The organism is Pseudomonas bijieensis, assembly GCF_013347965.1.
Lineage (GTDB): Bacteria > Pseudomonadota > Gammaproteobacteria > Pseudomonadales > Pseudomonadaceae > Aquipseudomonas > Aquipseudomonas bijieensis.
This window is the reverse complement of the sequence record NZ_CP048810.1, coordinates 4747353-4770302: the sequence shown is the minus strand read 5'-3', so window position 1 is coordinate 4770302 and position 22950 is coordinate 4747353. Positions and strand designations below refer to the sequence as shown.

Sequence of the window (22950 nt, the reverse complement as noted above, 5' to 3'; positions counted from 1 at the left end):
CACCAATTGCTTTCCCGCCCCCGCCTCTGCCACAATCGCGAACAATTCTCGTTACTTAAAACATCGGTGATGCTTCGTGTCGTCAGTCCCTAGTGTCCGGTCTCGCAAGTACCGTCCCTTTTTTGACGAGTGGCGGCTGTCGTCAGGCAAGGCGCCGCGACGAGTCATAGCCTGCTATGGCGAGGAGCGGCAACGCAGCATGACGGCAGCCGACGCCGTCAAAAAGGAACGGTACTTGTGAGACCGGACACGACTCCTCCTCATAGTGATTTGGTTGGTGCGTTGTACCGTGACCATCGCGCTTGGCTATTGGGATGGCTGCGCCGCAACGTGGCGTGTGCGCAACGGGCCGAGGACCTGAGCCAGGACACCTTTGTGCGCTTGCTGGGTCGCGAGGAGCTGAAGGCACCTCGCGAACCGCGGGCGTTTCTGGTAGCCATCGCCAAGGGCCTGTTGTTCGATTACTTCCGTCGAGCGGCATTGGAGCAGGCTTACCTCACCGAATTGATGCTAATCCCCGAGGCCGAGCAGCCCTCGGTGGAAGAACAGCAAATCATCCTGGAAGACCTCAAGGCCATCGACCGCCTGCTGGGCAAACTGTCGAGCAAGGCTCGCGCAGCCTTCCTCTATAACCGCCTCGACGGTCTCGGCCACGCCGAAATCGCCGAACGCCTGGGGGTTTCGGTACCGCGGGTGCGGCAGTACCTGGCCCAAGGCATTCGCCAGTGCTACATCGCACTTTATGGTGAGCCGACATGAGCCAGGCCCACGCCAAACCGGTCTCGGCCAGCGTGCTGGACGCCGCCATTGCCTGGCAATTGTCGCTGGACTCGAGCAGCGCCCAGGAGCGCGAAGCCTTCGCCCGCTGGCATGCCGCCGACGAAGAACACGCCCGGGCCTGGCGGCAACTGGGCATGCTCGACCAGCGCTTCAGTGTGGCCAGTGGGCCGGCGCGGGCCGCACTGCTGCAATCGCGGGTCAGCATTCGCCGGCGGATCCGCAAGGTGGGCAGCGGCCTGGCCAGTGTTATCGCGGTCATCGGCCTGGCGTTGTTTGCCGGAGATCGTTACCTGCCGCTGGATTACTGGCTGGCCGACCAGCGCACCGCCACTGGCGAACAACGCACCCTGCGCCTGGTCGATGGCACGCTGATCAACCTCAACACCCACAGTGCGCTGGATGTGCGGTTCGATGACAAGCAGCGCCGCATCGTCCTGCAGGAAGGCGAGATCCTGGTAGAAACCGGCCACGGCGACCCGCGCCCGTTCATCGTCGAGACCCGCGAAGGCAACCTGCGCGCCTTGGGCACACGGTTCCTGGTCAGGCGTGAAGACGAAGGCACGCGCCTGAGCGTGTTGAAGTCCGCCGTGGCGGCACACCCGCAGGCCGCGGACACGGAACAGATCCTGCGCGAAGGCCAACAAGTACTGATGCGCCGCGACGGCCTCGGACCGACCATTGCCTTGCCCCCCGGTGCCGATGCCTGGACCCGCGGCATGTTGGTGGTGGACAACGCGCGCCTCGAAGATCTGGTCCATGAACTGGGGCGCTACCGACGCGGCTACTTGGGTGTCGCCCCCCAAGTGGCAGACCTGCGCATCACCGGCAGCTTTCCATTGCATGACACCGACCTGGCCCTGACCGCGCTGCTGCCGAGCTTGCCGGTGCAGATCGAGCATCACACGCGATGGTGGGTGGTGGTGGGACCGAGGGCCGAGGCCAAGCCTTGAGGAATCTTGCGTCAGTGGTGACCTAATCGCGAGCAGGCTCGCTCCCACAGTGGAGCGGTGTTGTACACAAAGCAGCGGCTCACTGAAGATCAACGGTGGGAGCGAGCCTGCTCGCGATGAGGCCAGTAGCCTCAACACAAGGCCAGGCAGGACACCGGGCCCCAAGCTGAATCTAAATTATTTTCATCCAGCCCTATCACTTTTCAATTTTCATCCGGCACCCAGGCAATTGAGAAATATTTCCATTCAGGAGCCGCCGTATGTCCCGCCCGCTAGACACCCTGTTGCGCCCCAGCCTGCTGGCCGTTGCCATTGCCTTTGCCGTTCCTCTCGCCAGCGGCCCGCTGCTGGCCGCCGAACAGGCCACGAGCGTGCGCACCTACAACCTGCCCGCCGCGCCACTGGCCAGCACCCTGAACCAGATCGCCAGCCAGGCCGGCCTCGCGCTGAGCCTGAATCCGTCCCTGGCTTCGGGCAAGACCTCGGCTCCGGTCCAGGGCCAGTTCGACGCCACCGGCGCATTGCGCGAGGCCTTGCGCGGTACCGGCCTGCAATTGGAGCAAAGCAGCGCCGGCACCTACAGCCTGGTGGCCGTGCCTGAAGGCGTGATGGCCTTGCCGGAAACCAGCGTGATCGGTGCCGGTGTCAGCGAAACCGCGTGGGGCCCGACCGAAGGTTACGTCGCCACCCGCACCGCCGCCGGTACCAAGACCGATACGCCGATCGTCGAACTGCCGCGCTCAGTCTCGGTGGTCACGCGCCAACAAATGGAGGACCGTTCTGTCCTCAACCTCAATGACGCCCTGCGCTACACCGCTGGCGTGCAGAGCAGCGGCTACGGCTCGGATTCGCGCAATGACTGGCTGCTGGTTCGCGGCTTCGTGCCGACTCAGTTCCTCGATGGCCTGCCGCTACCCAGGGGCAACTACATCACGCCGAAAATCGAGCCCTGGAACCTTGAACGCATCGCCGTACTGCGTGGCCCGGCCTCTTCGGTCTACGGCCAGACGCCACCTGGCGGCATGTTGGACATGGTCAGCCGTCGCCCACAGGCCGAAAGCAGCAACGAGGTCGAGTTGCAGGCCGGCAGCTACGAACACAAGCAGATCAACTTCGACAGCACCGGCAAGGTCGATGACGAAGGCCAGTTCCTCTATCGGCTCAGCGGCACCGTGCGCGACAGCAATTCCCAGGTCGATCACATCCCCGACAAGCGCTACAACCTCGCACCGAGCCTGACCTGGAACATCAACGACGACACGCGCCTGACCTTCCTGTCCCAATACACCCGCGACGACACTGGAATCACCGGGCAATTCCTGCCGCTGCAAGGCACCAAGCTGTCCTCGCCGGCGGGCAAGATTTCCCACCACAAGAACCTCGGCGACCCGGACTGGGAATTCTACGACCGTACCTACTACGCCCTCGGCTATGCGTTCGAACATCGCCTGAACGACACCTGGCAGTTCCGCCAGAACCTGCGCTACACCAAGAGCGACCTGGAAACCCAGGGCATCTCCGCCGGCGGGCAATTCTGGCCGGCGGGTCCTGATGAAGCGGTGAGCGCCGATGGCACGGTCAAGCGCAGCGCCAGTGTCGTCGACGAAGACATCAGCCAGTTCGCCGTGGACAACAACTTCCAGGCCGATTTCCAGACCGGCGCCCTCAGCCACACTTTGCTGCTGGGCCTGGACCACCAGCGCTCCAACAGCAATTCGCGCTGGTTGTGGGGTTCGACCGGCGTGCCGACCAGCAACATCCACAACCCGATCTATGGACAGGATTTCTCCAACGTCCAGTACTTCACCATGTACGACTACAACCAGAAGACCAACCAGACCGGCCTGTACGTCCAGGATCAGATCGCCCTGGACAACTGGCGCCTGACCCTCGGCGGTCGTGAAGACTGGATTCACACCGGCACCGAATTCCACAACCAGAACAACGTAACCAACACCCAGCGCGACAAGAAATTCAGCGGCAACGCGGCGTTGAGCTACGTCTTCGATAACGGTGTGACGCCCTACATCTCCTTCGCCCAGTCGTTCCAGGCGGCGGCGGGCTCGACCGTCAACAGCACCGAAGCGTTCAAACCCACCGAAGGCGAACAATACGAAGCGGGGATCAAGTACCAGCCACCCGGCACCAAGACTCTGCTGACCGCTGCGGTGTTCGACCTGACTCAGAAAAACAACTCTGTCACCGAAAACAACGTCACCCGCCAAGTGGGTGAAGTACAGGTGCGCGGCCTGGAGTTGGAAGCCTCAGGCGACGTGACCGACAACCTCAAGCTGATCGGTTCCTACACCTACAACGACAGCGAAATCACCAAGGGCACGACAGCTGAAAAAGGCAAGCGCATGGCCCAGGTGCCGCGTCACCAGGCCACCGCCTGGGCGGACTACACCTGGCATAACGGCCCGCTCGACGGTTTCGGCGTCGGCGCTGGCGTGCGTTATGTCGGCGACACCTACGGCAACACCACCAACACCGACTGGGGCCATGTCGGCTCCTACACCGTGTATGACGCCTCGGCCCATTACGACCTGGGCCGTTTGAACAAGACCCTCAAGGGGGTCACGGTAGCGGTGGACGCGAAAAACATCTTCAACAAGGACTACCTGTCCACGTGCGACGGCTTCTACTGCTACTACGGCGACCAACGCAACGTCGTCGCCAGCGTGAATTACAAATGGTAAACGGTTAGCATTCGCGTAAACCTTTTGAGGGCATGCTGTTGGATGCAACGCTGTTCATGTAGGGGAACGAAACCGTGGCGAGGGAGCTTGCTCCCGCTGGGCTGCGTAGCAGCCCCAAAAGCTTGGGACCGCTGCGCGATCCAGCGGGAGCAAGCTCCCTCGCCACAAGGGTTGTCCCTCGAGTGAACAGTGTTATCACCGCAGGTGCCCTCTTGCATTCGGATCGCTCATGAAAAGCAAAACCATTCGCCGCTGGTCCTTCGTCCACACCTGGACCAGCCTGATCTGCACGGTGTTCCTGCTGATGCTGGCGATCACCGGACTGCCGTTGATCTTCCACCATGAAATCGAACACCTGCTGGGCGACGCCCCCCAGCTTAGGGAGATGCCGGCTGACACACCGCCGCTGGACCTGCAACAACTGGTGGAAAAAGCCAAGGCCCATCGCCCTGGCGAAGTGGTCCAGTATTTTGGCTGGGACGAGGACGAGCCCAACGGCGTCATCACCATCATGGCGCCGACACCGGGCACCGAACCCAATTCCTCCCACACTTTCATGCTCGATGGGCGCACCGGCGAGGCCCTGGAAATGCCCTCGGCCAATGGCGGCTTCATGATGGTCATGCTGCGCCTGCACGTGGACATGTTCGCCGGATTGCCGGGCAAATTGTTGCTGGCATTCATGGGGTTGTTGTTCGTGATTGCCATCGTCTCCGGGGTGGTCCTGTACCTGCCGTTCATGCGCCGCTTGAAGTTCGCCACGGTGCGCCAGGACAAATCCACGCGCCTGCGCTGGCTCGACCTGCACAACCTGATCGGCGTGGTCACACTGGTGTGGGCGCTGACCGTCGGCGTTACCGGCGTCATCGCCGCGTGCGCCGACCTGATCATCGCCGCCTGGCGCAACGACAGCCTCAGCGCCATGATCGAGCCCTACCGCAACGCCCCGCCGCTGACCCAACTGGCACCGGCCACCCGTTTGCTGGACATCGCCAAGGACGTCGCGCCGGGCATGGCGCCCAGCTTCATCGCCTTCCCCGGCACGCTGTTTTCCAGCGAACACCACTACAGCGTGTTCATGAAAGGCAGCACCCACCTGACCTCGCATTTGCTGACGCCGGTACTGGTCGACGCCAGCACCCTGGAGGTCACCGCAGTGGCCGAACGGCCGTGGTACATGGACGTCATGAGCCTGTCGTTGCCGCTGCATTTTGGTGACTACGGTGGCCGGCCGATGCAGATTTTCTGGGCCACCCTCGATGTGCTGACCATCATCGTCCTCGGCAGCGGCGTTTACCTGTGGCTGGTGCGGCGCAAGGCGGCCAAGCGAGCAAGCGTTGTCGCGGAGGTCGCTTCGTGAGGCCTCGACAGTCGAGTTTCTGGAAAGTGTTTGGCGTGCCCATGGTGATCGGCGTTCTTTGCGCGGCAGGGTTGTTCAGTGCCTTGCTGGGTGACGGTTTGTGGGACGCCGTCAGTTGGCTAGGGTTGGGTATCCCTTCTGTGTTGGCGGTGTGGGGCTTGGTCCCGCGCCGCTGAGTCATCCGGGCGTGCATTGACCAGATGCACGCCCTCCTCTCTTCGTCATACGACAACTGCGGACACGCGGGTTAATTCCAGCCGCCCAGACTCTGACATATTTATTGACAAATTAATCCTTGCACTCCTATAAAGGCGCACGTTGTACGACAACTTACAACATGACATGCGACACCAAATCCAAAAATAATCGATGGTGAAGTGATGAAAATCAAAGGCATCCGCTGGTGGATGGTTGGCCTGGTCACGGCCGGCCTGATGGTCAACTACCTGGCTCGCAATACCCTCTCGGTGGCCGCTCCGACCCTGATGAGCGAAATGAACATCTCCACCGAGCAGTATTCCCACATCGTCGTGGCCTGGCAGATCTGCTACGCGCTGATGCAACCGGTGGCCGGCTACATCATTGATGCCATCGGTACCAAGATGGGTTTCGCCATTTTCGCCTTCGCCTGGTCCATCGCCTGTGCCGCGGCGGCCATGGCCTCGGGCTGGCAAGGCCTGGCGTTTTTTCGTGGTTTGCTGGGCCTGACCGAAGCCGCCGGGCTGCCGGCCGCGGTAAAAACCTCTACTGAATGGTTCCCGGCCAAGGAACGCTCGGTGGCCATCGGCTGGTTCAATATCGGCTCCTCAATCGGCGCCGTGCTGGCTCCGCCACTCGTGGTCTGGGCGATTCTGAACAGTGGTTGGGAGCTGGCGTTTCTGATCGTTGGCGGCCTGGGCGTGGCCTGGACGTTCCTCTGGCTGATCTTTTACAAGCATCCGCGCGACCAGAGGCTCTTGGGCGACACTGAGCGTGATTACATTCTCAGCGGCCAGGAAGCCCACTTCCAGGATCCGACACCGAAGAAAGGCAGCTGGAAACGCATCATCGCCAGCCGCAACTTCTACGCCATCGCCAGCGCCCGGATCCTCTCCGAGCCGGCTTGGCAAACGTTCAACGCCTGGATCCCGCTGTACCTGATGACCGAGCGGCACATGAACATCAAGGAGATCGCAATGTTCGCCTGGCTGCCGTTCCTGGCGGCCGACCTGGGTTGCGTGCTGGGTGGTTACCTGAGCCCGTTCTTCCATAAATACTGCAAGGTGTCGCTGTTCACCTCGCGCAAAATGGTCCTGCTGTTCGGTGCCTCCTGCATGGTCGGCCCGGCGTGCATCGGCCTGGTCGCCAGCCCCTACACCGCCATCGCCCTGCTGTGCATTGGCGGCTTTGCTCACCAGACTCTATCCGGAGCGCTATACGCCATCACGTCCGATTCCTTCGGCAAGAATGAAGTCGCCACCGCCACCGGCATGGGTGGGATGTTCGGTTACCTCGGTGCAGCGGCCTTCACCCTGCTGTTTGGTGTGATGGTGACAAAGATCGGCTACAGCCCGTTGTTCGTGCTGCTGGCGATCTTCGACGTGGTCGCCGCGTTTATCGTCTGGACCGTCGCCCGGGAACTCAAGCAACAACCGGCGACATCGGCACCGGCGCCGCAGGCCCTGCAACCAACCGCCTGATGCATGGCGCGACTGAGCCTCTTCGCCCGGGTCGCGCCTGCCTTGTGCGCGGCTGGACGCGCTATGCTGCGCAACAAGTCCCACTGATCGAGACACTGCCATGTCCACCCCCAGCATGACGTTGTTCCACAACCCCGCTTCACCCTTCGTTCGCAAGGTCCTGGTGCTACTGCACGAAACCGGCCAGCAAGACCGCGTGGCGTTGCAACTCAGCCAGCTCACGCCGGTCAAGCCGGACCGGGCCCTGATCGATGACAACCCATTGAGCAAGATCCCGGCCTTGCGCCTGGCCAACGGCAGCGTGATCCATGACAGCCGCGTCATCCTCGACTACCTCGACCATCAGCACGTCGGCAACCCGTTGATTCCCCGGGACGGAGCCGCCCGCTGGCGGCGCCTGACCCTGGCCTCCCTGGCCGATGGAGTCATGGATGCAGCGGTGATGATCCGCTACGAAACCGCCCTGCGTCCTGCGGAAAAACACTGGGACGAATGGCTCGATGCGCAGCGGGACAAGATTCGCCGGGCCCTGGGCCTGCTCGAAGCCGAGGCGATTGCCGAACTGGCCTGCCATTTCGACGTGGCCTCCATCAGCGTGGCCTGCGCCCTGGGCTACCTGGACCTGCGCCATCCGGACCTGGAATGGCGCAAGGCCAATCCGCAGCTGGCGGCATGGTTCGCCGAAGTGAGCTTGCGGCCTTCGATGCTCGAGACGGTGCCCAGGGTTTAGATTTGCATTGACCGTTCCGCCCTCATCGCGAGCAGGCTCGCTCCCACACTTGATCGTGTCGCCCTTTGTGGGAGCGAGCCTGCTCGCGATGGCAGCGCACCGGATCCACAGGAAACAACCCGGCAATCCGCATCACCAACACCTCTCGTAATTGCCGGTCCTCACGCAACCCCAACGACCGGCTCATTTCACCTCTCCCAAGTCAAAGCTCATGGCAGCGACCGACTTCGACCCAACCCCGTACCAATCCAGCTTACGGGTCAACACCATGAATACGCCCAACAGGCCGAACAGCAACAGCGACCCCATCAACAGCGCATAGTCCTCGGCGCTCAACAAGCCATAGAGCAAGCCGTACAACCCTGCCAGCCCCACCGAAAACCCCAGGCCGTGGCTCACGCTACGCAGCACATGGCAGACATAAAACCCGATCAGCACCACACAGGCACTGGCCGACACCAGGTACGCCAGGGTGAAGCCGATGTGCTCCGACAGCGACAACAGCAACAGGTAAAAGAACGCCAGCGCCACACCCACCAAAGCGTACTGGACCGGGTGCACCGCCAGGCTCTTGAGCACTTCGAAAAGGAAGAAGCCGGCGAATGTCAGGGCGATGAACAGCAGCGCATATTTGATTGCCCGGTCGCTCTTGAGGTACTGGTCCACTGGGTCGATGAAGCTCACGCCGAAGGCGCGACTGCGGAACGCTTCGCAACTATCGCTGGGTTCGCAGGCTTGCAATGTTTCCAGGAGGTTGGTGGAGAAAAACGACGTCTGCCAGTCAGCGCTGAAGCCCTGCTCATTGATCTCACGATTGACCGGCAGGTAGTTGCCGATAAAGCTTGGATGGGGCCAGTCGGCCGACAGGTGCACCTTGGTGGACTTGCCCACTGGCAGGACCTGGAACTCGCCAGTGCCTTGAAGGCGCAGGTCAAAACCGAAGGTCAGCTCGGGGCCACCCTGGGCGGTGATCATCGGCAGCGGCACATGCACCCCCTGCCCCAGCCAGCCGAGCCGAGAACCGGGCAGGAAGTCGACGGTCTGCTGGTTCAGCGTCAGGGTCAGCGCGTTCTCGATGCCACGAATATCGCTGATCCCCACGCTCAGGTACGGTTCATCGAAACGGTAATCGGCAAAGTCCTTGGCGGCGATACCGTAGCGCTCCGGCACCTTGAAACGGCCATCGATCCGGTTATCGGCGTGGAACAACCGCGCTTCGTAGATCCCCCGGGCACGGGTTTCAGTGCGGACCTGGCCGTCGAGCTCGAACTCTTCGGGCAAAAAATACAACTCGCCCGCCCGCTCGACGGTTTCCAGAAAACGCACGCCGGTTTTCTCGTTGGTGTTCCAGACTTTCACGCTCTTGCGAAACGGCACCACGATCATCGGCCCGATCAGTTGCTGGCTGTAGCTGGAACTGCGGGCGATATCCTGCAACACACCGTCGCGCAGCTCCTGGCGCTCGTCGATGAGGCCGTTGATCATCAACAGCGGGATCATCAGCAAAAGAATCAGTAGGGCAATCATGCCCAGTTTTATGGCGAGGCTGCGGTTCATGTGGGGCTCTCCCTGTTCGAATGAGGGAGAGTCTGGGGTGGTTGTGTGCTGGGCTTATGGAGAGATTATGGAGATTGTGTGGAGACTGGACGGCCCCCTTCGCGAGCAAGCCCGCTCCCACAAGGACTGCACTGAACCTGTGGGAGCGGGCTTGCTCGCGAAGGCCACGCCTCGGTTTCAGGGCAACCGCAACACCACCTCAACACCACCCTCGACATTGCCAATACTGAATGCCCCTCCATGCAACTGCACCACCTCCTCCACGAAGTTGAGCCCCAGGCCGGTGCTCTTGCGACCGCTGTCCGGCCGCGGCAGGGAGTAAAAGCGCTCGCTCAAGCGTGGCAGCGCATAGTCGGGAATCGGTGCGGCCTGATTGAACAGGCGAATCTCGACACGATTGCCGCTGCGCTCGGCGCTGATGCGTAGCAGACCGTTGACGGGAGTGAAGTCCAAGGCGTTTTCCAGCAAATTGCCCAAGGCCTGGCGCAACAGGAACGGCTCGCCGGTCAACGCCAGATCGGCCGCAATGCGCTGTTCAACGCTCAACTGGCGACTTTCGATCCAGCCGCCGCGCGCTTCCAGCAACTCATCCATCAACGCCGCCAGCGGCACCGCGACTTCTTCTTCCAGCCCCTGGCGCTGCTCGATCTGGGCCAGGTTCAGCAGCCGTTCGATCAACTGCTGCATGCGCACGCTTTCGGTGCCGATGTTACTGACAAAGCGTTGGTGCTGGGCGGCAGGCATATCGCTTTGCAGCAGCTCGGCGGCACCGCGAATCGCCGCCAGCGGACTCTTGAGCTCGTGGGTCAGGGTATGCACGTAACGCTCGACGTAAGCCTTGCCTTCGAGCTGGGTACGCATGTGTTCCACGGCGCCCGCCAGTTGCTCGAACTCGCCGCCGCGATAATGCGGCACTTCCACCCGACGCCCCTGGCTGACCGCCTGGGCATAGGCCGTCAACCGTCGCAGCGCCGCGCTGAGCCACCAGGACAGCAAGCCGCCCAGCAACAGACCCAGGGCCACCAACCCGGCGCCATACGCCAACAGTCGCCGCTCGGTGCGATCGACATAAGGCTGCAATGAACTGTTGGGCTTGGCGACCGTGACGACACCGATGATCCGGCCGTTGTCGCGGATCGGCGCACCGACATGCATCACCGAAGACGTGGGGTCATCCGGATCGCTGCGGCTCGAACGGGCGCCGTAGTGGCCGCGCAGAGTCAGGTAGACATCGTTCCAGCGCGAATAATCCTGGCCCACCGCCACGCCGCTGGAGTCGAGCACCACGATGCCCTTGGCATCGGTGACATAGATGCGGTGGCTGACCTGGTTCTTCGGCAAGCCCCAGATCGTCGCCGCCGGCTGGCGCTCGCCGTAGGCCTTGAGCAATTGCGGCCAACGATTCTGGTTGAGGGTACCGGCCTTGAAGTCGTCCCGCAGGATCTCGGCCATCAGGTTGGCCGTGTCCACCAGGGTTTCTTCAGTGGACTGGCGCACGCCAGGGCGGATTTCCTCCATCACCGTGTTGAGCACGAAATAGCCGGTCAGGGCGATAAACAGTACATACACCAGGAAAATCCGGATCCCCAGAGACATCAGCTGTGCCCCGGGCTGTAGCTGTAGCCCAGGCCTCGATGGGTCTGGATCGGTTCGGCCTCGGCCCGGACCAGGCGCAACTTGGCGCGCACGCTCTTGATGTGGCTGTCGATGCTACGCTCGTAGCCGGCATCGCTGGCCACGCCCAGGGCGTCGAGCAGTTGTTCGCGGCTGAAGACCCGTTCAGGTTGTTCCAACAGACAGTTGAGCAGGCGGAATTCATGGCGGGTGAGGTTCAGCGGTTTGCCGCGATAGCTGATTTGCACGCGATCGGCATCGACCTGGAACAGCGCCATGCCCGGCTCCATCAGCGGTCGCGGCGCCACACGCTTGAGGATCGCCCGGACCCTGGCCGCCACCTCGCGGGGGCTGAAAGGCTTGACCACATAATCGTCGGCACCGATTTCCAGTCCCACCACCCGGTCGATCTCAGCATCCCGGGCTGTCAGAAAGATGACTGGAACGTCGCTGAAACGTCTGAGATTTTTACAAGTCTCGAATCCGCTGATATCCGGCAGGCCCACATCGAGGATGATCAGGTCCGCCGGCGTGCTTTTCTGATGCTCGAGGGCGGCAGCGCCGAGGCTCAGCCAAGTGGTGTCGAACCCCTCCCCTTGCAGGGCAAACACCAGCGTATCGGCAATGGCGGCTTCGTCTTCGACAATCAGGATATGAGGCATGGCTTGCGAGCCCGGCAATAAAGTTGCCGGAACGGTGCCCCAAGCCTCGGGGCACGTCAATCGGGGAAATCAGCAGTCGGGCTTGTCTGCGGTGAAGCGGCGGGCCGGGTTCACCGCTGCGCCGAACTCGCGCAGGGCCTTGGCGCCGATCAGCAATGGGTAGTTGAAGCTGCTGCGGTCGGTCAGGTTGACCTCCACCGTGCGCTTGACGTTGCCCAGGCACAGTTCCAGGTCGACCACGGGGCGCTTGGTTGGCGCGATTTTTTCGTCGTCGTCTTCATCTTCTTCGGAACGGGTCTTGATCTTGCTGATGCGGGCGATCTTGTGTTCGTAGACCTTGTTGCTCGCATCCTTGGTCGCCAGGCGGAATCGCACCCAATCATCACCGTCGCGGGTAAAGGTCTCGATGTCCTTGGCCGACAGCGAGGCAGTCAGCGCACCGGTGTCCATCTTGGCCTTGAGCACTTCGCCGCCGATTTCCGGCAACGCGATGTATTCATAGCGCCCGTACAGGGTCGGCTCGGCGGCCAGCACTGGAAGGGCTATCAGGGAAAACAGGGCGAGGACTGACTTCATGGAGTTAGGGCTTCCATTGTGGGAGTGGGGTTTTAGACCGTGGCTGCTGAATTCGTTCGGTTGATTTCGATAGCAATGGCTAAGAGAAACGCCAGCCAAGCGCGACCTCTGTGGCGAGGGGATTCATCCCCGCTGGGGTGCGAAGCGCCCCCTGAGAGCCTGACATCTCGGTACACCTGGCTATTCGAGTTGACTGTTTTGGGGTTGCTTCGCAACCCAACGGGGATGAATCCCCTCGCCACAAAAAGCCAGCCCAGTTTAGCCAAGCCCAAGTGAAACTTTCGTCCACACCGATTTGGCCTACCGCCCGAAGCTTGCTTATCATGGCCCGCCCACCCGTTTGCAAGAGTCATCTATGCGCCGCCTGCTCACCGGCTGTTTCGTCACCCTGCTGCTGTTGCTCAACACCCTGGTGCTGTTCGGCCCGTTGATGGTGTTCGCACTGCTAAAACTGGTCCTGTCCGGGCGTTTTCGCGACTACGCCTCGTGGGCGGTGATGTGGATCGCCGAAACCTGGGCCGAGATCGACAAGCTGATCTTTGCCCTGTGCATCCCCACCCGCTGGGACATCCGTGGCGGCGCGGACCTGCGCGGCGACACGTCTTACCTGGTGATCAGCAATCACCAATCCTGGGTCGACATCCCCGCCCTCGTCCAGACCCTCAACCGACGCACGCCATTCTTCAAGTTCTTTCTCAAGAAAGAGCTGATCTGGGTGCCGTTTCTGGGGCTGGCCTGGTGGGCGTTGGATTACCCTTTCATGAAACGCTACACCAAGGCGTTCCTGGCGAAAAACCCGGAACTGACCGGCAAGGACCTGGAAATCACCAAGGCCGCCTGCGAGCTGTTCAAGCGCCAACCGGTCACCGTGGTCAATTACCTCGAAGGCACGCGCTTCACCGCCGCCAAAAGCCAACAGCAACAGTCACCCTTCACCCACCTGCTCAAGCCCAAGGCCGGTGGCGTGGCGTTCGTGCTGGCGGCCATGGGTGAACAACTGGACGCGGTATTGGACGTGACCGTGGTTTATCCGCAAGCGCGCATTCCCGGGTTCTGGGACTTGATCAGCGGCGCGGTGCCCCGGGTCATCATCGACATCCAGACCCGCGAACTGGACCCGGCGCTGTGGCAGGGCGATTACGAAAACGACCCGGTGTTTCGCCAGTTTGTTCAGGATTGGGTTAATCAGCTCTGGATGGAGAAGGATCGGCGTATTGCTGCCTTGCGCAACGAACGCGCCTGATCAGACGCCACTGCCAGCCCCCCAAATACCTCCCAGATTCTGCAACAACGAACTACCCACCCCCTGCTGGCCAAGGTACTGCAGGATGACCGGGGCAAACTGCCCGATCATGCCGCTGTCCATGCCCAGCGCGCTGAAGGCGTTATTCAAGTCATTGGTGTCCTTGACGTTACCCAGCAGCCCGTCGAGCAAGGCGTTTTTGTCCGATCCGCCACCGAGCAAGCCGCCCAGGCCGTTGAGCCCGCCGATGGCGCTGTTGCCGGCGATCTGATCGAGACCTGGCACGCTTTTGCTCAATTCCGAGAACTGCGGTTCGCTTAGCCGGTTCTTCGCCAGCCCCAGCATCGCACCGGCACCGCCGATGGCCTGTTCCGGGGTGATCTTGAGGTCCGAGCCCAGGGTATTGAGCAACCCGGCGGCTTTCGGTGCAGCGGCCACGGCGCCGTCCTTCTCACCTGAGTTGCCCTGCATCGCCGACATCACATTAGCCGCATCGCTGAGGCTGAACTGCGCGAAAGCCGGGCTGGCGGCCAGTGTCAACAGGCAAGACAGTGCAAAACCGCGTGAAACCTTCATCCGGGACATCCTCTTGAGCATGAAAAAGCCGCTCTTAAAGAGCGGCGTGAAGCGTGCGTTGGACTTGCGCGGACGGCGATTGTTCCTAAACGTATTACATGAATGGCCGATAGCCATTACAGAAAAATCCTCAGTGGTCGTCAGAAACGTCTGATTTACCGAAAACCGCGTCTTTTTATATAGCTAAAAGTTACCAAATATCCATACACAGTTCTAAATTGACATAAATGACAGCCAACATTGACAGTAGCCCGCCCGACCGAAGCCGTGAATCGTTGAACTGAGCCCTGGAGCCTGGCACATGAAAAAAATACTGGCTGGAGGCGCGGTCTTGCTTTTGCTGATCATCGGCCACGTCCATGCCGGTGAAATAACATGCCCCGCCGTCACTGACATTCACAGGGATATTGAATCGCTGGAAGACGTTTACACCGTCGGGGAGCGGGAAGAGCGTGAATGGAAAAGCGAAAGCCTGGTGGAGGTGGTCGACCCGACCTCGTTGCAGTTCGAAGGTGCCGAATACGTTATTCATGAGGACGATGGGGACGAACAGACAGCCCCCCGTGCGACCATCACGTGCAGATACGGGGCGATCAATCTGAAGTTGGACGATCAACAAATCCTGGAACCGGCTTTTTCAAAGTGGATGAGCAATCGCTGCGAAAGCCCGGATACCCGAATGTGCAGGCTGATGGACGGCGACTACTTCAACTTGATCTATTGATCGGCAATGGTAACCGCGTCACTGTTCCAGCACCGCCGCTCACAGCCCACTGCCCTCACCTGCACCATTACCGTACAGTGCGGCTTCCTCCAGCAGAGTTTGCCCATGAACGTGAAAGTCGGCGGCGCCACCCTCGCGGTCATCCTGACCGGCATGCTCATCGCCCTGGGTGTCAACGAATGCCAGCGCGGCCCGCTGAACCCGGAACTGGCCGATGGCACGAGTGAAGAGCAGAAGACCTGGCTGACCATCGAACACCGCATCAAGCGCTCTGACCCGGCCCTGACCGAGGTAAGCCGCGATCAACAAGCGCTGACCGTGCTTTACCGTCCAGGCGCTTGCGCGGAGGACTGCGAGCCCTGGGTCCCGCACATGCTGCGCGTTGTCGGCCACGGCCTGGCAGCGCTCAATGGCGCACCAGGGGGCAAGCAATACACGCAAGTGACGGTCAAGGCGCGACTGCTGACCGATGATGACGTGGAACTGGTCTATGACATGCCGGGCTTCGACGCGATCAAGACGCAACAGGATGGCTACGTCACTTTTGCCAGCATGCCCCGCAACCTGAAATTCAGCGGCGATGCCCTGGCCCAAGCGCAGAACTATTGCCAAGGCCCTAGCGCCAAAGGTTTCTACCCTGAATTCTGCGAACGGGTCGAGACCGCAACTGCCCAGCAGTAACCGTGGCGAGGGAGCTTGCTCCCGCTCAAGTATTGCCTACTGTCAATGTTGACAGTAGGCAGCTGTCCATACGGCCTCTAAGCTCAGTCGTGACAACGAAAACAAGGCTCTGGGCAAACCACAGTCCCTGCGCCTTTCTTCATTCGGGCAAGCAGGACAATAAAAATGAACGACCGAATCAAAGGAACCGTTAAATGGTTTAACGATGCGAAAGGCTATGGCTTCATTACCTGCGGCAAAGGAGGCGAGGAACTGTTCGTTCATTACTCGGCGATAGCCGGCGAGGGTTATAAAACGTTGAAACAGAGGCAGACCGTTTCGTTTGAAATCGAGAAGGGGGATAAAGGCATGCAGGCCACGAGAGTGACGCCGGAATAAACTATCCGGGAGCCATCCTGAGGTGGGTGAGCGGTTGACTCCTTGTATGTTCGGTAACGTGCCAGCTATCACCTCGATCAAAAACGCTTCAGTCCTGGAAAGCCGCCGTCTGTAGGGCTGAATAAAAAGGGCGACATCACTGTCGCCCTTTTTCCGTCTTGCCTACAACGTTATGCCGCACTGAACAACTTATGCGGATCAATCACAAACTTCTTCGGCACGCCCGCATCGAACTCGCCATAACCCTTCGGCGCGTCATCCAGGCTGATCACCTGTACGCCAACGATTTCAGCAATGTTGATGCGGTCCCACATGATCGCCTGCATCAGTTGGCGGTTGTACTTCATGACTGGGGTCTGGCCGGTGTGGAAGCTGTGGGATTTGGCCCAGCCCAGGCCGAAGCGGATGCTCAGGCTACCCATTTTGGCTGCTGCATCGACGGCGCCCGGGTCTTCGGTGACGTAGAGGCCGGGGATGCCGATTTTGCCGGCGACGCGAACCACACCCATCAACGAGTTGAGCACGGTAGCCGGGGCTTCGTGCTTGACGCCGTCATGGCCGTGGCCGCGGGCTTCGAAGCCTACCGCATCGACGGCGCAATCGACTTCAGGCTCGCCCAGCAAGGCAGCGATCTGTTCGTGCAGCGGGGTGTCCTGGGACAGGTCGGCGATTTCAAAACCCTGGGCCTTGGCGTGAGCCAGGCGGACCGGGTTGACGTCACCAATGATCACCACGGCGGCACCCAGCAGGCGCGCGGAGGCAGCGGCCGCCAGGCCAACCGGGCCGGCACCGGCGATGTAGACCGTGCTACCAGGGCCAACACCGGCGGTGACGGCGCCGTGGTAGCCGGTCGGCAGGATGTCGGACAGGCAGGTCAGGTCGCGGATTTTCTCCATGGCCTTGTCGCGGTCCGGCAGCTTCAACAGGTTGAAATCGGCGTACGGCACCAGCACGTACTCGGCCTGGCCGCCGGTCCAGTCGCCCATGTCCACGTAACCGTAGGCACCGCCGGCACGGGCCGGGTTGACGCTCAGGCAGACGCCTGTGTGTTGCTCCTTGCAGGAACGGCAGCGCCCGCAAGCCACGTTGAACGGCACCGACACCAGGTCGCCGATTTTCAGGTTCTCGACGTCGCTGCCCTTTTCGATCACTTCACCGGTGATTTCGTGACCCAGGACCAGACCGGTCTGGGCAGTGGTACGGCCGCGCACCATGTGCTGGTCGGAGCCGCAGATGTTGGTGGAGACCACGCGCAGGATGACACCGTGCTCAATCTTCCTGCCGCGCGGGTCCTGCATTTTTGGATAGTCGATTTTCTGTACTTCGACCTTGCCGTTGCCGAGATACACGACACCACGATTGCCAGACATGCTTTCACCTCGCTGTTGTTTTTATGGAACTGCGTTGCCCAGGCAGGCAGCGCGTTGATTGCTCGGGTAGTGCTTGTGTCTTGTTTCTTTGTTGTCTGTGAGGGCCTCTTCGCGAGCAGGCTCGCTCCCACATTGGATCTTTGTGTGCTCCCCTATTCCGTGGGAGCGAGCCTGCTCGCGATGTCGGCCTAAAGAACGACAGTACGATTGGCGTTCAAGAACACCCTTCGCTCGATGTGATAGCCCACGGCCCGGGCCAGGGTCAGCCCTTCGATGTCCCGCCCCTTGGCGATCAAATCCTCGGGATAGTGACTGTGGTCCACCACTTCCACGCCCTGGGCGATGATCGGGCCTTCGTCCAGGTCGTTGTTGATGTAGTGCGCCGTGGCACCGACCAGTTTCACGCCTTTGTTGTAGGCCTGGTGATATGGCTTGGCGCCCTTGAAGCCCGGCAGCAGCGAGTGATGGATGTTGATCGCCTTGCCGTCGAGCTTGCGACACAGCTCCGGCGACAGCACTTGCATGTAGCGGGCAAGGATCACCAACTCGGCACCGGTGTCTTCGATCACCTGCCACACCTGTCGCTCCTGGGCCGGCTTGTCGTTCGGGTCCAGGGGGAAATGGTAGTAGGGAATCTGGTGCCAGTCGGCCAACGGCTTGAGGTCGGGGTGGTTGGAGACCACGGCCACCACGTCCATGGACAACTGGCCGATGCGCTGGCGGTAGAGCAAATCGTTGAGGCAGTGATCGGCCTTGGAGACCATGATCACCACTTTGGGCCGGTAGTTGGGTGGCGTCAGTTCGAAGACCATGCCAAAGGCTTGCGCGCGTTCGGCCAGGCCGGCACGGAAGTTTTGCTCGTCAAAACCGTCGGGCTGGCGGAACTCCACACGAATGAAAAAACGCGCCGAGAGCCGGTCGTCGAAGGAATGGTGCTCGGTGACATAGCAGCCCCGCTCGAACAGAAAGCGCGTCACCGCGTCCACCGTGCCGAGCACGCTGGGGCAGTCGGCGGTCAAGATCCATGTATCCGGGGCGCGGCTCATTGCGGTGACTCCTGTTTGTTATGGATAACCCCCCGGCCGTACACAGAACCTGTGGCGGAGGATTTATCTGTGGGAGCAAAGCTTGCTCGCGATAAAAACAACGCGGTCTATCTGGAACTCAAGCGCCTGTATCGCGAGCAAGCTTTGCTCCCACAGTTCTGCTTCCACAAGGACTGCAGTGTTTCAGGCCTGGACGCTCAAGCCATACTCAGCCGCCGCATCCTGCAACCACAACCACCAGTAATCGGAGAAGCTGCGGCGGATCACCAGTTCCCAGGTGTCTTCGCCGGTGTGGCGGATCACCAGTTGCGACTTGGCGAACACCGTACCCACGGCCTTGCCCACCGGGAAGTTGCTTGGGTGTACATCGTAGCTGGTGGATTTCATCAGCACGTCGCGCACGTTCGGGCCGGACAGTTCGAGGATCTGCTGGCCGCCGCTGACGTTGACGATCTGGATGTGCAGATCGCCCAGCGCTTCACGCAGTTTTTTCTCGGCAGCGAACTCTTCGCCACTCGGCACCACCAGCAGCCACTCGTCCGGGCCAAGCCATTGCAGGCTGGTCTCACCCTTGACGATGACGGCCAGGGCACCGGGCAATTCCAGGCCCAGGGCCTTGTGCACGCCGGCTGCGAACGCCGGGTCGTGGCCATCGCCACGAATGGTCAGGTGACCCAGGAGTTTTTTCTCGCGCACGGTCACACCGGCGTTCTTGCGGCCCTTGCCCACCAGGCTGGCGAGGTCGGCATGGTGCAGCGACGACTCGGCCTTGGCCCCGGTGGTTGGGCGTTGTTGGTACACGTTGACTGCGGTCATATGGAGCACCTGTCTGAATGCTTGTTCGACCTGCCGGTGTGTGGTGCTGTGGGAGCAAGGCTTGCCCGCGATGAACGATAACTCGGTCTTACGGCTACCGTGTCGCCTGCATCGCGAGCAAGCTTTGCTCCCACACGCCCCTCACCACAGGGCTTAAGTGTTAAATATTCTGCCGGTCGCCTTTCGGATCGAAGAACACCGAAGAAACGATCTCTGCCTCGATCACGCTGCCGTCGGCCAATGGTGCGAAGACGCGCTCGCCCATCCGCTTGAGGCCCCCCTTGACCACACCCATGGCAAATGAATAACCCAGGGAGTTGTGGGCATAGCTGGAAGTCACGTGGCCAACCATGGTCATCGGGATCGCCTGCTTGGTGTTGAACACCAGTTGCGCGCCTTCCGGCAGCCAGACATTCGGGTCGATCGGCTTGAGGCCCACCAGTTGCTTGCGGTCTTCGCGCACGCAATCTTCGCGATTCATGCCACGCCAGCCGATCCACGAGAACGGTTTGGTCCGGCCTACGCACCAACCCATGTTCAGGTCGTCCGGGGTCATCGAGCCGTCGGTGTCCTGGCCGACGATGATGAAGCCCTTCTCGGCCCGCAGCACGTGCATGGTCTCGGTGCCATACGGGGTCAGGTTATACTTCTTGCCGGCCTCGACGATCTGCTCGAGCACGCCCATGGCGTAGTCGGCTTGCACGTTGACTTCGTACGACAGCTCACCGGTGAACGAAATGCGGAACACCCGCGCCGGCACGCCGCCCACCAGGCCTTCTTTCCAGGTCATGAACGGGAAGCCGTCCTTGTCCAGGTCGATGTCGGTGACTTCGCTCAGCAGCTTGCGACTGTTGGGACCCGACAGGGTCATGGTCGCCCAGTGGTCGGTGACCGAGGTGAAGAACACCTTCAGGTCCGGCCATTCGGTCTGCTGGTAGATCTCCAGCCATTGCAGCACGCGGGCCGCACCGCCGGTGGTGGTGGTCATGATGAAGTGGTTCTCGGCGACGCAGGCGGTCACGCCATCGTCGAACACCATACCGTCTTCCTTGCACATCAGGCCGTAGCGGGCCTTGCCCACGTCGAGCTTGGTCCAGGCGTTGGTGTAGATGCGGTTGAGGAACTCGCGGGCATCCGGGCCCTGGATGTCGATCTTGCCCAGGGTCGAGGCGTCCAGCAGGCCGACGCTGTCGCGCACGGCTTTGCATTCGCGCTTCACGGCGGCATGCATGTCTTCGCCGTTCTTCGGGAAATACCATGGGCGTTTCCACTGGCCGACGTCTTCGAATTCGGCACCGTTCTTCACATGCCAGGCATGCAGCGCGGTGAAACGTACCGGTTCGAAGATGTGCCCACAGTGCCGGCCGGCTACCGCGCCGAAAGTCACCGGCGTGTAGTTCGGGCGGAACATGGTGGTGCCCATCTGCGGGATGCTCACGTTCAGCGAACGAGCCGCGATGGCCAGGCCGTTGACGTTACCCAGCTTGCCCTGGTCGGTGCCGAAGCCCAGTGCGGTGTAGCGCTTGACGTGTTCCACCGACTCGAAGCCTTCGCGGGTGGCGAGCTCGATGGCGGCGGCGGTGACGTCGTTCTGCAGGTCGACGAATTGCTTCGGCGCCCGTGCGGTGGCTTTTTCGTGCGGTACCTGGAACAGCGCCAGGGTCGGCTCTTCGTGACGGCTCAGGGCTTTGGGCAACACACCCTCGACCGCTTTGAAACCGGCTTCGCTGGCTGCGCGCACGCCGCCTTCAAAACCGTCGGCCAAGCTGTCGCCGAGGCTGTAGACGCCATTCACGCCGCCGACACACACGCGCTTCTGCGGTGCTTCGCCCGGTACGAAACCGAGGATGTCTTCGCGCCAGATCGGCTTGCCGCCCAAGTGCGAAGCCAAGTGAACCACCGGGCTGTAGCCGCCGGAGCTGGCCACCAGGTCGCAGTCCAACCACTCGCCGGGGCTGGTGACTTTGTGGGCGCGGACATCGATCGCGGCGACACGTGCCCCGGTGACGCGCTTGCTGCCACGAGCCTCGATCACGGCGCTGCCGGTGAGAATGCGGATGCCCTTGGCACGCGCCTCTTCCACCAGCGCACCCCGTGGGTTGCTGCGGGCGTCGGCGACGGCCACCACTTGCAAGCCGGCGTCGAACCAGTCCAGGGCCACGCGATAAGCGTGGTCGTTGTTGGTGCTCAGCACCAGTTTCTTGCCCGGTGCCACGCCATAGCGGCGCACGTAGGTGGAGACCGCGCCAGCCAGCATGTTGCCCGGCACGTCGTTGTTACCGTAGACCAGCGGGCGTTCGCAGGCGCCGGTCGCCAGCACCACACGCTTGGCGCGGACGCGGTTGATGCGCTGGCGGACCTGGCCGATTGGCGCACGGTCACCGAGATGGTCGGTGAGGCGCTCGTGGATGGTCAGGAAGTTATGGTCGTGATAACCGTTGACCGTGGCGCGTGGCAGCAGCACCACGTCCGGCATCGACTTGAGTTCAGCAACAACAGCGGCCACCCACTCGGTCGCCGGCTTGCCATCCAGGCTTTCGCGAGAATCGAGCAGGCTACCGCCGAACTCTTCCTGCTCGTCGGCCAGGATCACCCGCGCGCCGCTGCGGGCCGCAGCCAATGCGGCGGCCAGGCCAGCAGGGCCGGCGCCGACAATCAGCACGTCGCAGTGACGGTTCATGTAGTCGTAGGTGTCCGGATCGTTCTCGGTCGGCGAGCGACCTAACCCTGCGGCCTTGCGGATGTACTTCTCGTAAGTCATCCAGAACGATTGCGGGTACATGAAGGTTTTGTAGTAGAAGCCCGGCGGCATCAGCTTGCCGCCGACCTTGCCGAGAATCCCCATCATGTCGTTGTTCACGTTCGGCCAGCCGTTGGTGCTGGTGGCGACCAGACCCTGGTACAGCGCCTGTTGCGTGGCACGTACGTTAGGGATTTGCGTGGCTTCGGTGGCGCCGATCTGCAGCACCGCGTTCGGCTCTTCGGCACCGGCGGCGAAGATGCCGCGCGGGCGGGAATACTTGAAGCTGCGACCGATGATGTCGACACCGTTGGCCAGCAGTGCAGCGGCCAGGGAATCGCCTTCGAAACCTTTGTAGGTCTGGCCGTTGAAGGTAAAGCTCAGCACTTTGTTGCGGTCGATCCGTCCGCCGTTGGACAGGCGATTGATCTGGCTCATACCTTCTCTCCCAGAGCCTGTGCGGCCGCTTTCGGACTGTCAGCCTTGTCGGTGAATTGCGGCTTTTGGCCGATCTTGTAGGTTTCGAGAATCTCGTAGGTCACGGTGTCGCGAGTCGCGTTGAAGTACTGGCGGCAACCGGCGGCGTGAATCCACAGCTCGTGGTGCAGGCCGCGCGGGTTATCGCGGAAGAACATGTAGTCGCCCCACTGCTCGTCGGTGCAGGCGTTGGGGTCCAGCGGACGCGGGATGTGCGCCTGGCCGGATGCATGGAATTCCTCTTCGGAGCGCAGTTCGCCGCAGTGAGGACAGAAGATGTGCAACATAGGGA

General features: G+C 61.4%; 21 protein-coding genes. 11 read left to right on the top strand and 10 right to left on the bottom strand.

The features are described 5' to 3' along the window. The first annotated feature begins 237 nt into the window (after positions 1 to 237). The 7 genes from GN234_RS20895 to GN234_RS20865 all read left to right on the top strand — a co-directional run bounded on the left by GN234_RS20895 (position 238) and on the right by GN234_RS20865 (position 8198). Positions 238 to 759 (top strand): RNA polymerase sigma factor, encoded by a 522-nt coding sequence (locus GN234_RS20895; RefSeq protein ID WP_176689006.1) that lies wholly within the window; start codon positions 238 to 240, stop codon positions 757 to 759. Beyond that, entirely contained in the window at positions 756 to 1730 is a 975-nt protein-coding gene (locus tag GN234_RS20890; RefSeq protein ID WP_176689005.1) for a FecR domain-containing protein, read from the top strand. The genes GN234_RS20895 and GN234_RS20890 overlap by 4 nt, the downstream gene beginning before the upstream one ends. A 260-nt stretch (positions 1731 to 1990) precedes the next feature. After that, positions 1991 to 4429, top strand: a complete 2439-nt coding sequence (locus GN234_RS20885; protein WP_116833616.1) for a TonB-dependent siderophore receptor — start codon at positions 1991 to 1993, stop codon at positions 4427 to 4429. Positions 4430 to 4658: 229 nt separating this feature from the next. Further along, entirely contained in the window at positions 4659 to 5789 is a 1131-nt protein-coding gene (locus GN234_RS20880; RefSeq protein ID WP_116833617.1) for a PepSY-associated TM helix domain-containing protein, read from the top strand. After that, entirely contained in the window at positions 5786 to 5965 is a 180-nt protein-coding gene (locus GN234_RS20875; RefSeq protein ID WP_109755018.1) for a hypothetical protein, read from the top strand. Before GN234_RS20880 ends, GN234_RS20875 begins: the two co-directional genes overlap by 4 nt. 204 nt (positions 5966 to 6169) lie before the next feature. Further along, complete coding sequence (locus GN234_RS20870) at positions 6170 to 7468, top strand: MFS transporter (RefSeq protein ID WP_109755019.1); 1299 nt, start codon at positions 6170 to 6172, stop codon at positions 7466 to 7468. Between the two features lie 100 nt (positions 7469 to 7568). Then, entirely contained in the window at positions 7569 to 8198 is a 630-nt protein-coding gene (locus GN234_RS20865; protein ID WP_109755020.1) for a glutathione S-transferase, read from the top strand. A 183-nt stretch (positions 8199 to 8381) separates the two neighbouring features. Here GN234_RS20865 and creD read toward each other — a convergent pair whose 3' ends face one another. From creD to rloA2, 4 genes are all read right to left on the bottom strand, one after another. Then, positions 8382 to 9755, bottom strand: a complete 1374-nt coding sequence (gene creD / locus GN234_RS20860) for a cell envelope integrity protein CreD (protein WP_176689004.1) — start codon at positions 9753 to 9755, stop codon at positions 8382 to 8384. A gap of 177 nt (positions 9756 to 9932) precedes the next feature. After that, a complete protein-coding gene (gene creC, locus GN234_RS20855) occupies positions 9933 to 11351 on the bottom strand; it encodes a two-component system sensor histidine kinase CreC (protein WP_176689003.1) in 1419 nt (472 codons plus the stop codon). After that, positions 11351 to 12031: a two-component system response regulator CreB gene (gene creB / locus GN234_RS20850; protein ID WP_109755023.1), complete on the bottom strand. Its 681-nt coding sequence runs from the start codon at positions 12029 to 12031 to the stop codon at positions 11351 to 11353. The genes creC and creB overlap by 1 nt, the downstream gene beginning before the upstream one ends. Before the next feature lie 69 nt (positions 12032 to 12100). Continuing rightward, positions 12101 to 12607 (bottom strand): retropepsin-like aspartic peptidase RloA2, encoded by a 507-nt coding sequence (gene rloA2, locus GN234_RS20845; protein ID WP_109755024.1) that lies wholly within the window; start codon positions 12605 to 12607, stop codon positions 12101 to 12103. A 355-nt stretch (positions 12608 to 12962) separates the two neighbouring features. On the opposite strand from rloA2, the gene GN234_RS20840 reads away from it, so the two are divergent. Further along, positions 12963 to 13850 (top strand): acyltransferase, encoded by an 888-nt coding sequence (locus tag GN234_RS20840; RefSeq protein ID WP_176689002.1) that lies wholly within the window; start codon positions 12963 to 12965, stop codon positions 13848 to 13850. Here the strand turns inward: GN234_RS20840 and GN234_RS20835 are convergent, their stop codons facing one another. Continuing rightward, positions 13851 to 14426: a DUF2780 domain-containing protein gene (locus tag GN234_RS20835; protein ID WP_109755026.1), complete on the bottom strand. Its 576-nt coding sequence runs from the start codon at positions 14424 to 14426 to the stop codon at positions 13851 to 13853. 301 nt (positions 14427 to 14727) lie between these two features. On the opposite strand from GN234_RS20835, the gene GN234_RS20830 reads away from it, so the two are divergent. From GN234_RS20830 to GN234_RS20820, 3 genes are all read left to right on the top strand, one after another. Next, the gene (locus tag GN234_RS20830) at positions 14728 to 15150 is read left to right on the top strand and encodes a DUF3757 domain-containing protein (RefSeq protein WP_109755027.1); all 423 of its coding nucleotides are present in this window, start codon (positions 14728 to 14730) and stop codon (positions 15148 to 15150) included. A gap of 105 nt (positions 15151 to 15255) precedes the next feature. Next, on the top strand, positions 15256 to 15831 hold the full coding sequence (locus GN234_RS20825) for a hypothetical protein (protein ID WP_176689001.1): 576 nt from the start codon (positions 15256 to 15258) through the stop codon (positions 15829 to 15831). A 165-nt stretch (positions 15832 to 15996) separates the two neighbouring features. After that, complete coding sequence (locus tag GN234_RS20820; RefSeq protein WP_109755029.1) at positions 15997 to 16209, top strand: cold-shock protein; 213 nt, start codon at positions 15997 to 15999, stop codon at positions 16207 to 16209. A gap of 170 nt (positions 16210 to 16379) precedes the next feature. Here GN234_RS20820 and fdhA read toward each other — a convergent pair whose 3' ends face one another. From fdhA to GN234_RS20795, 5 genes are all read right to left on the bottom strand, one after another. Beyond that, positions 16380 to 17579 carry a formaldehyde dehydrogenase, glutathione-independent gene (gene fdhA / locus GN234_RS20815; protein ID WP_109755030.1) on the bottom strand — a complete coding sequence of 400 codons (1200 nt, stop codon included), beginning with the start codon at positions 17577 to 17579 and terminating at the stop codon, positions 16380 to 16382. A gap of 188 nt (positions 17580 to 17767) precedes the next feature. Next, entirely contained in the window at positions 17768 to 18625 is an 858-nt protein-coding gene (gene purU, locus GN234_RS20810) for a formyltetrahydrofolate deformylase (protein ID WP_176689000.1), read from the bottom strand. Between the two features lie 183 nt (positions 18626 to 18808). Then, positions 18809 to 19441, bottom strand: coding sequence for a sarcosine oxidase subunit gamma (locus GN234_RS20805; RefSeq protein WP_109755031.1), 633 nt, complete (start codon positions 19439 to 19441; stop codon positions 18809 to 18811). 160 nt (positions 19442 to 19601) lie between these two features. After that, a complete protein-coding gene (locus GN234_RS20800; RefSeq protein WP_176688999.1) occupies positions 19602 to 22619 on the bottom strand; it encodes a sarcosine oxidase subunit alpha in 3018 nt (1005 codons plus the stop codon). Further along, positions 22616 to 22945: a sarcosine oxidase subunit delta gene (locus GN234_RS20795; protein WP_109755033.1), complete on the bottom strand. Its 330-nt coding sequence runs from the start codon at positions 22943 to 22945 to the stop codon at positions 22616 to 22618. Before GN234_RS20795 ends, GN234_RS20800 begins: the two co-directional genes overlap by 4 nt. Positions 22946 to 22950 lie beyond the last annotated feature (5 nt).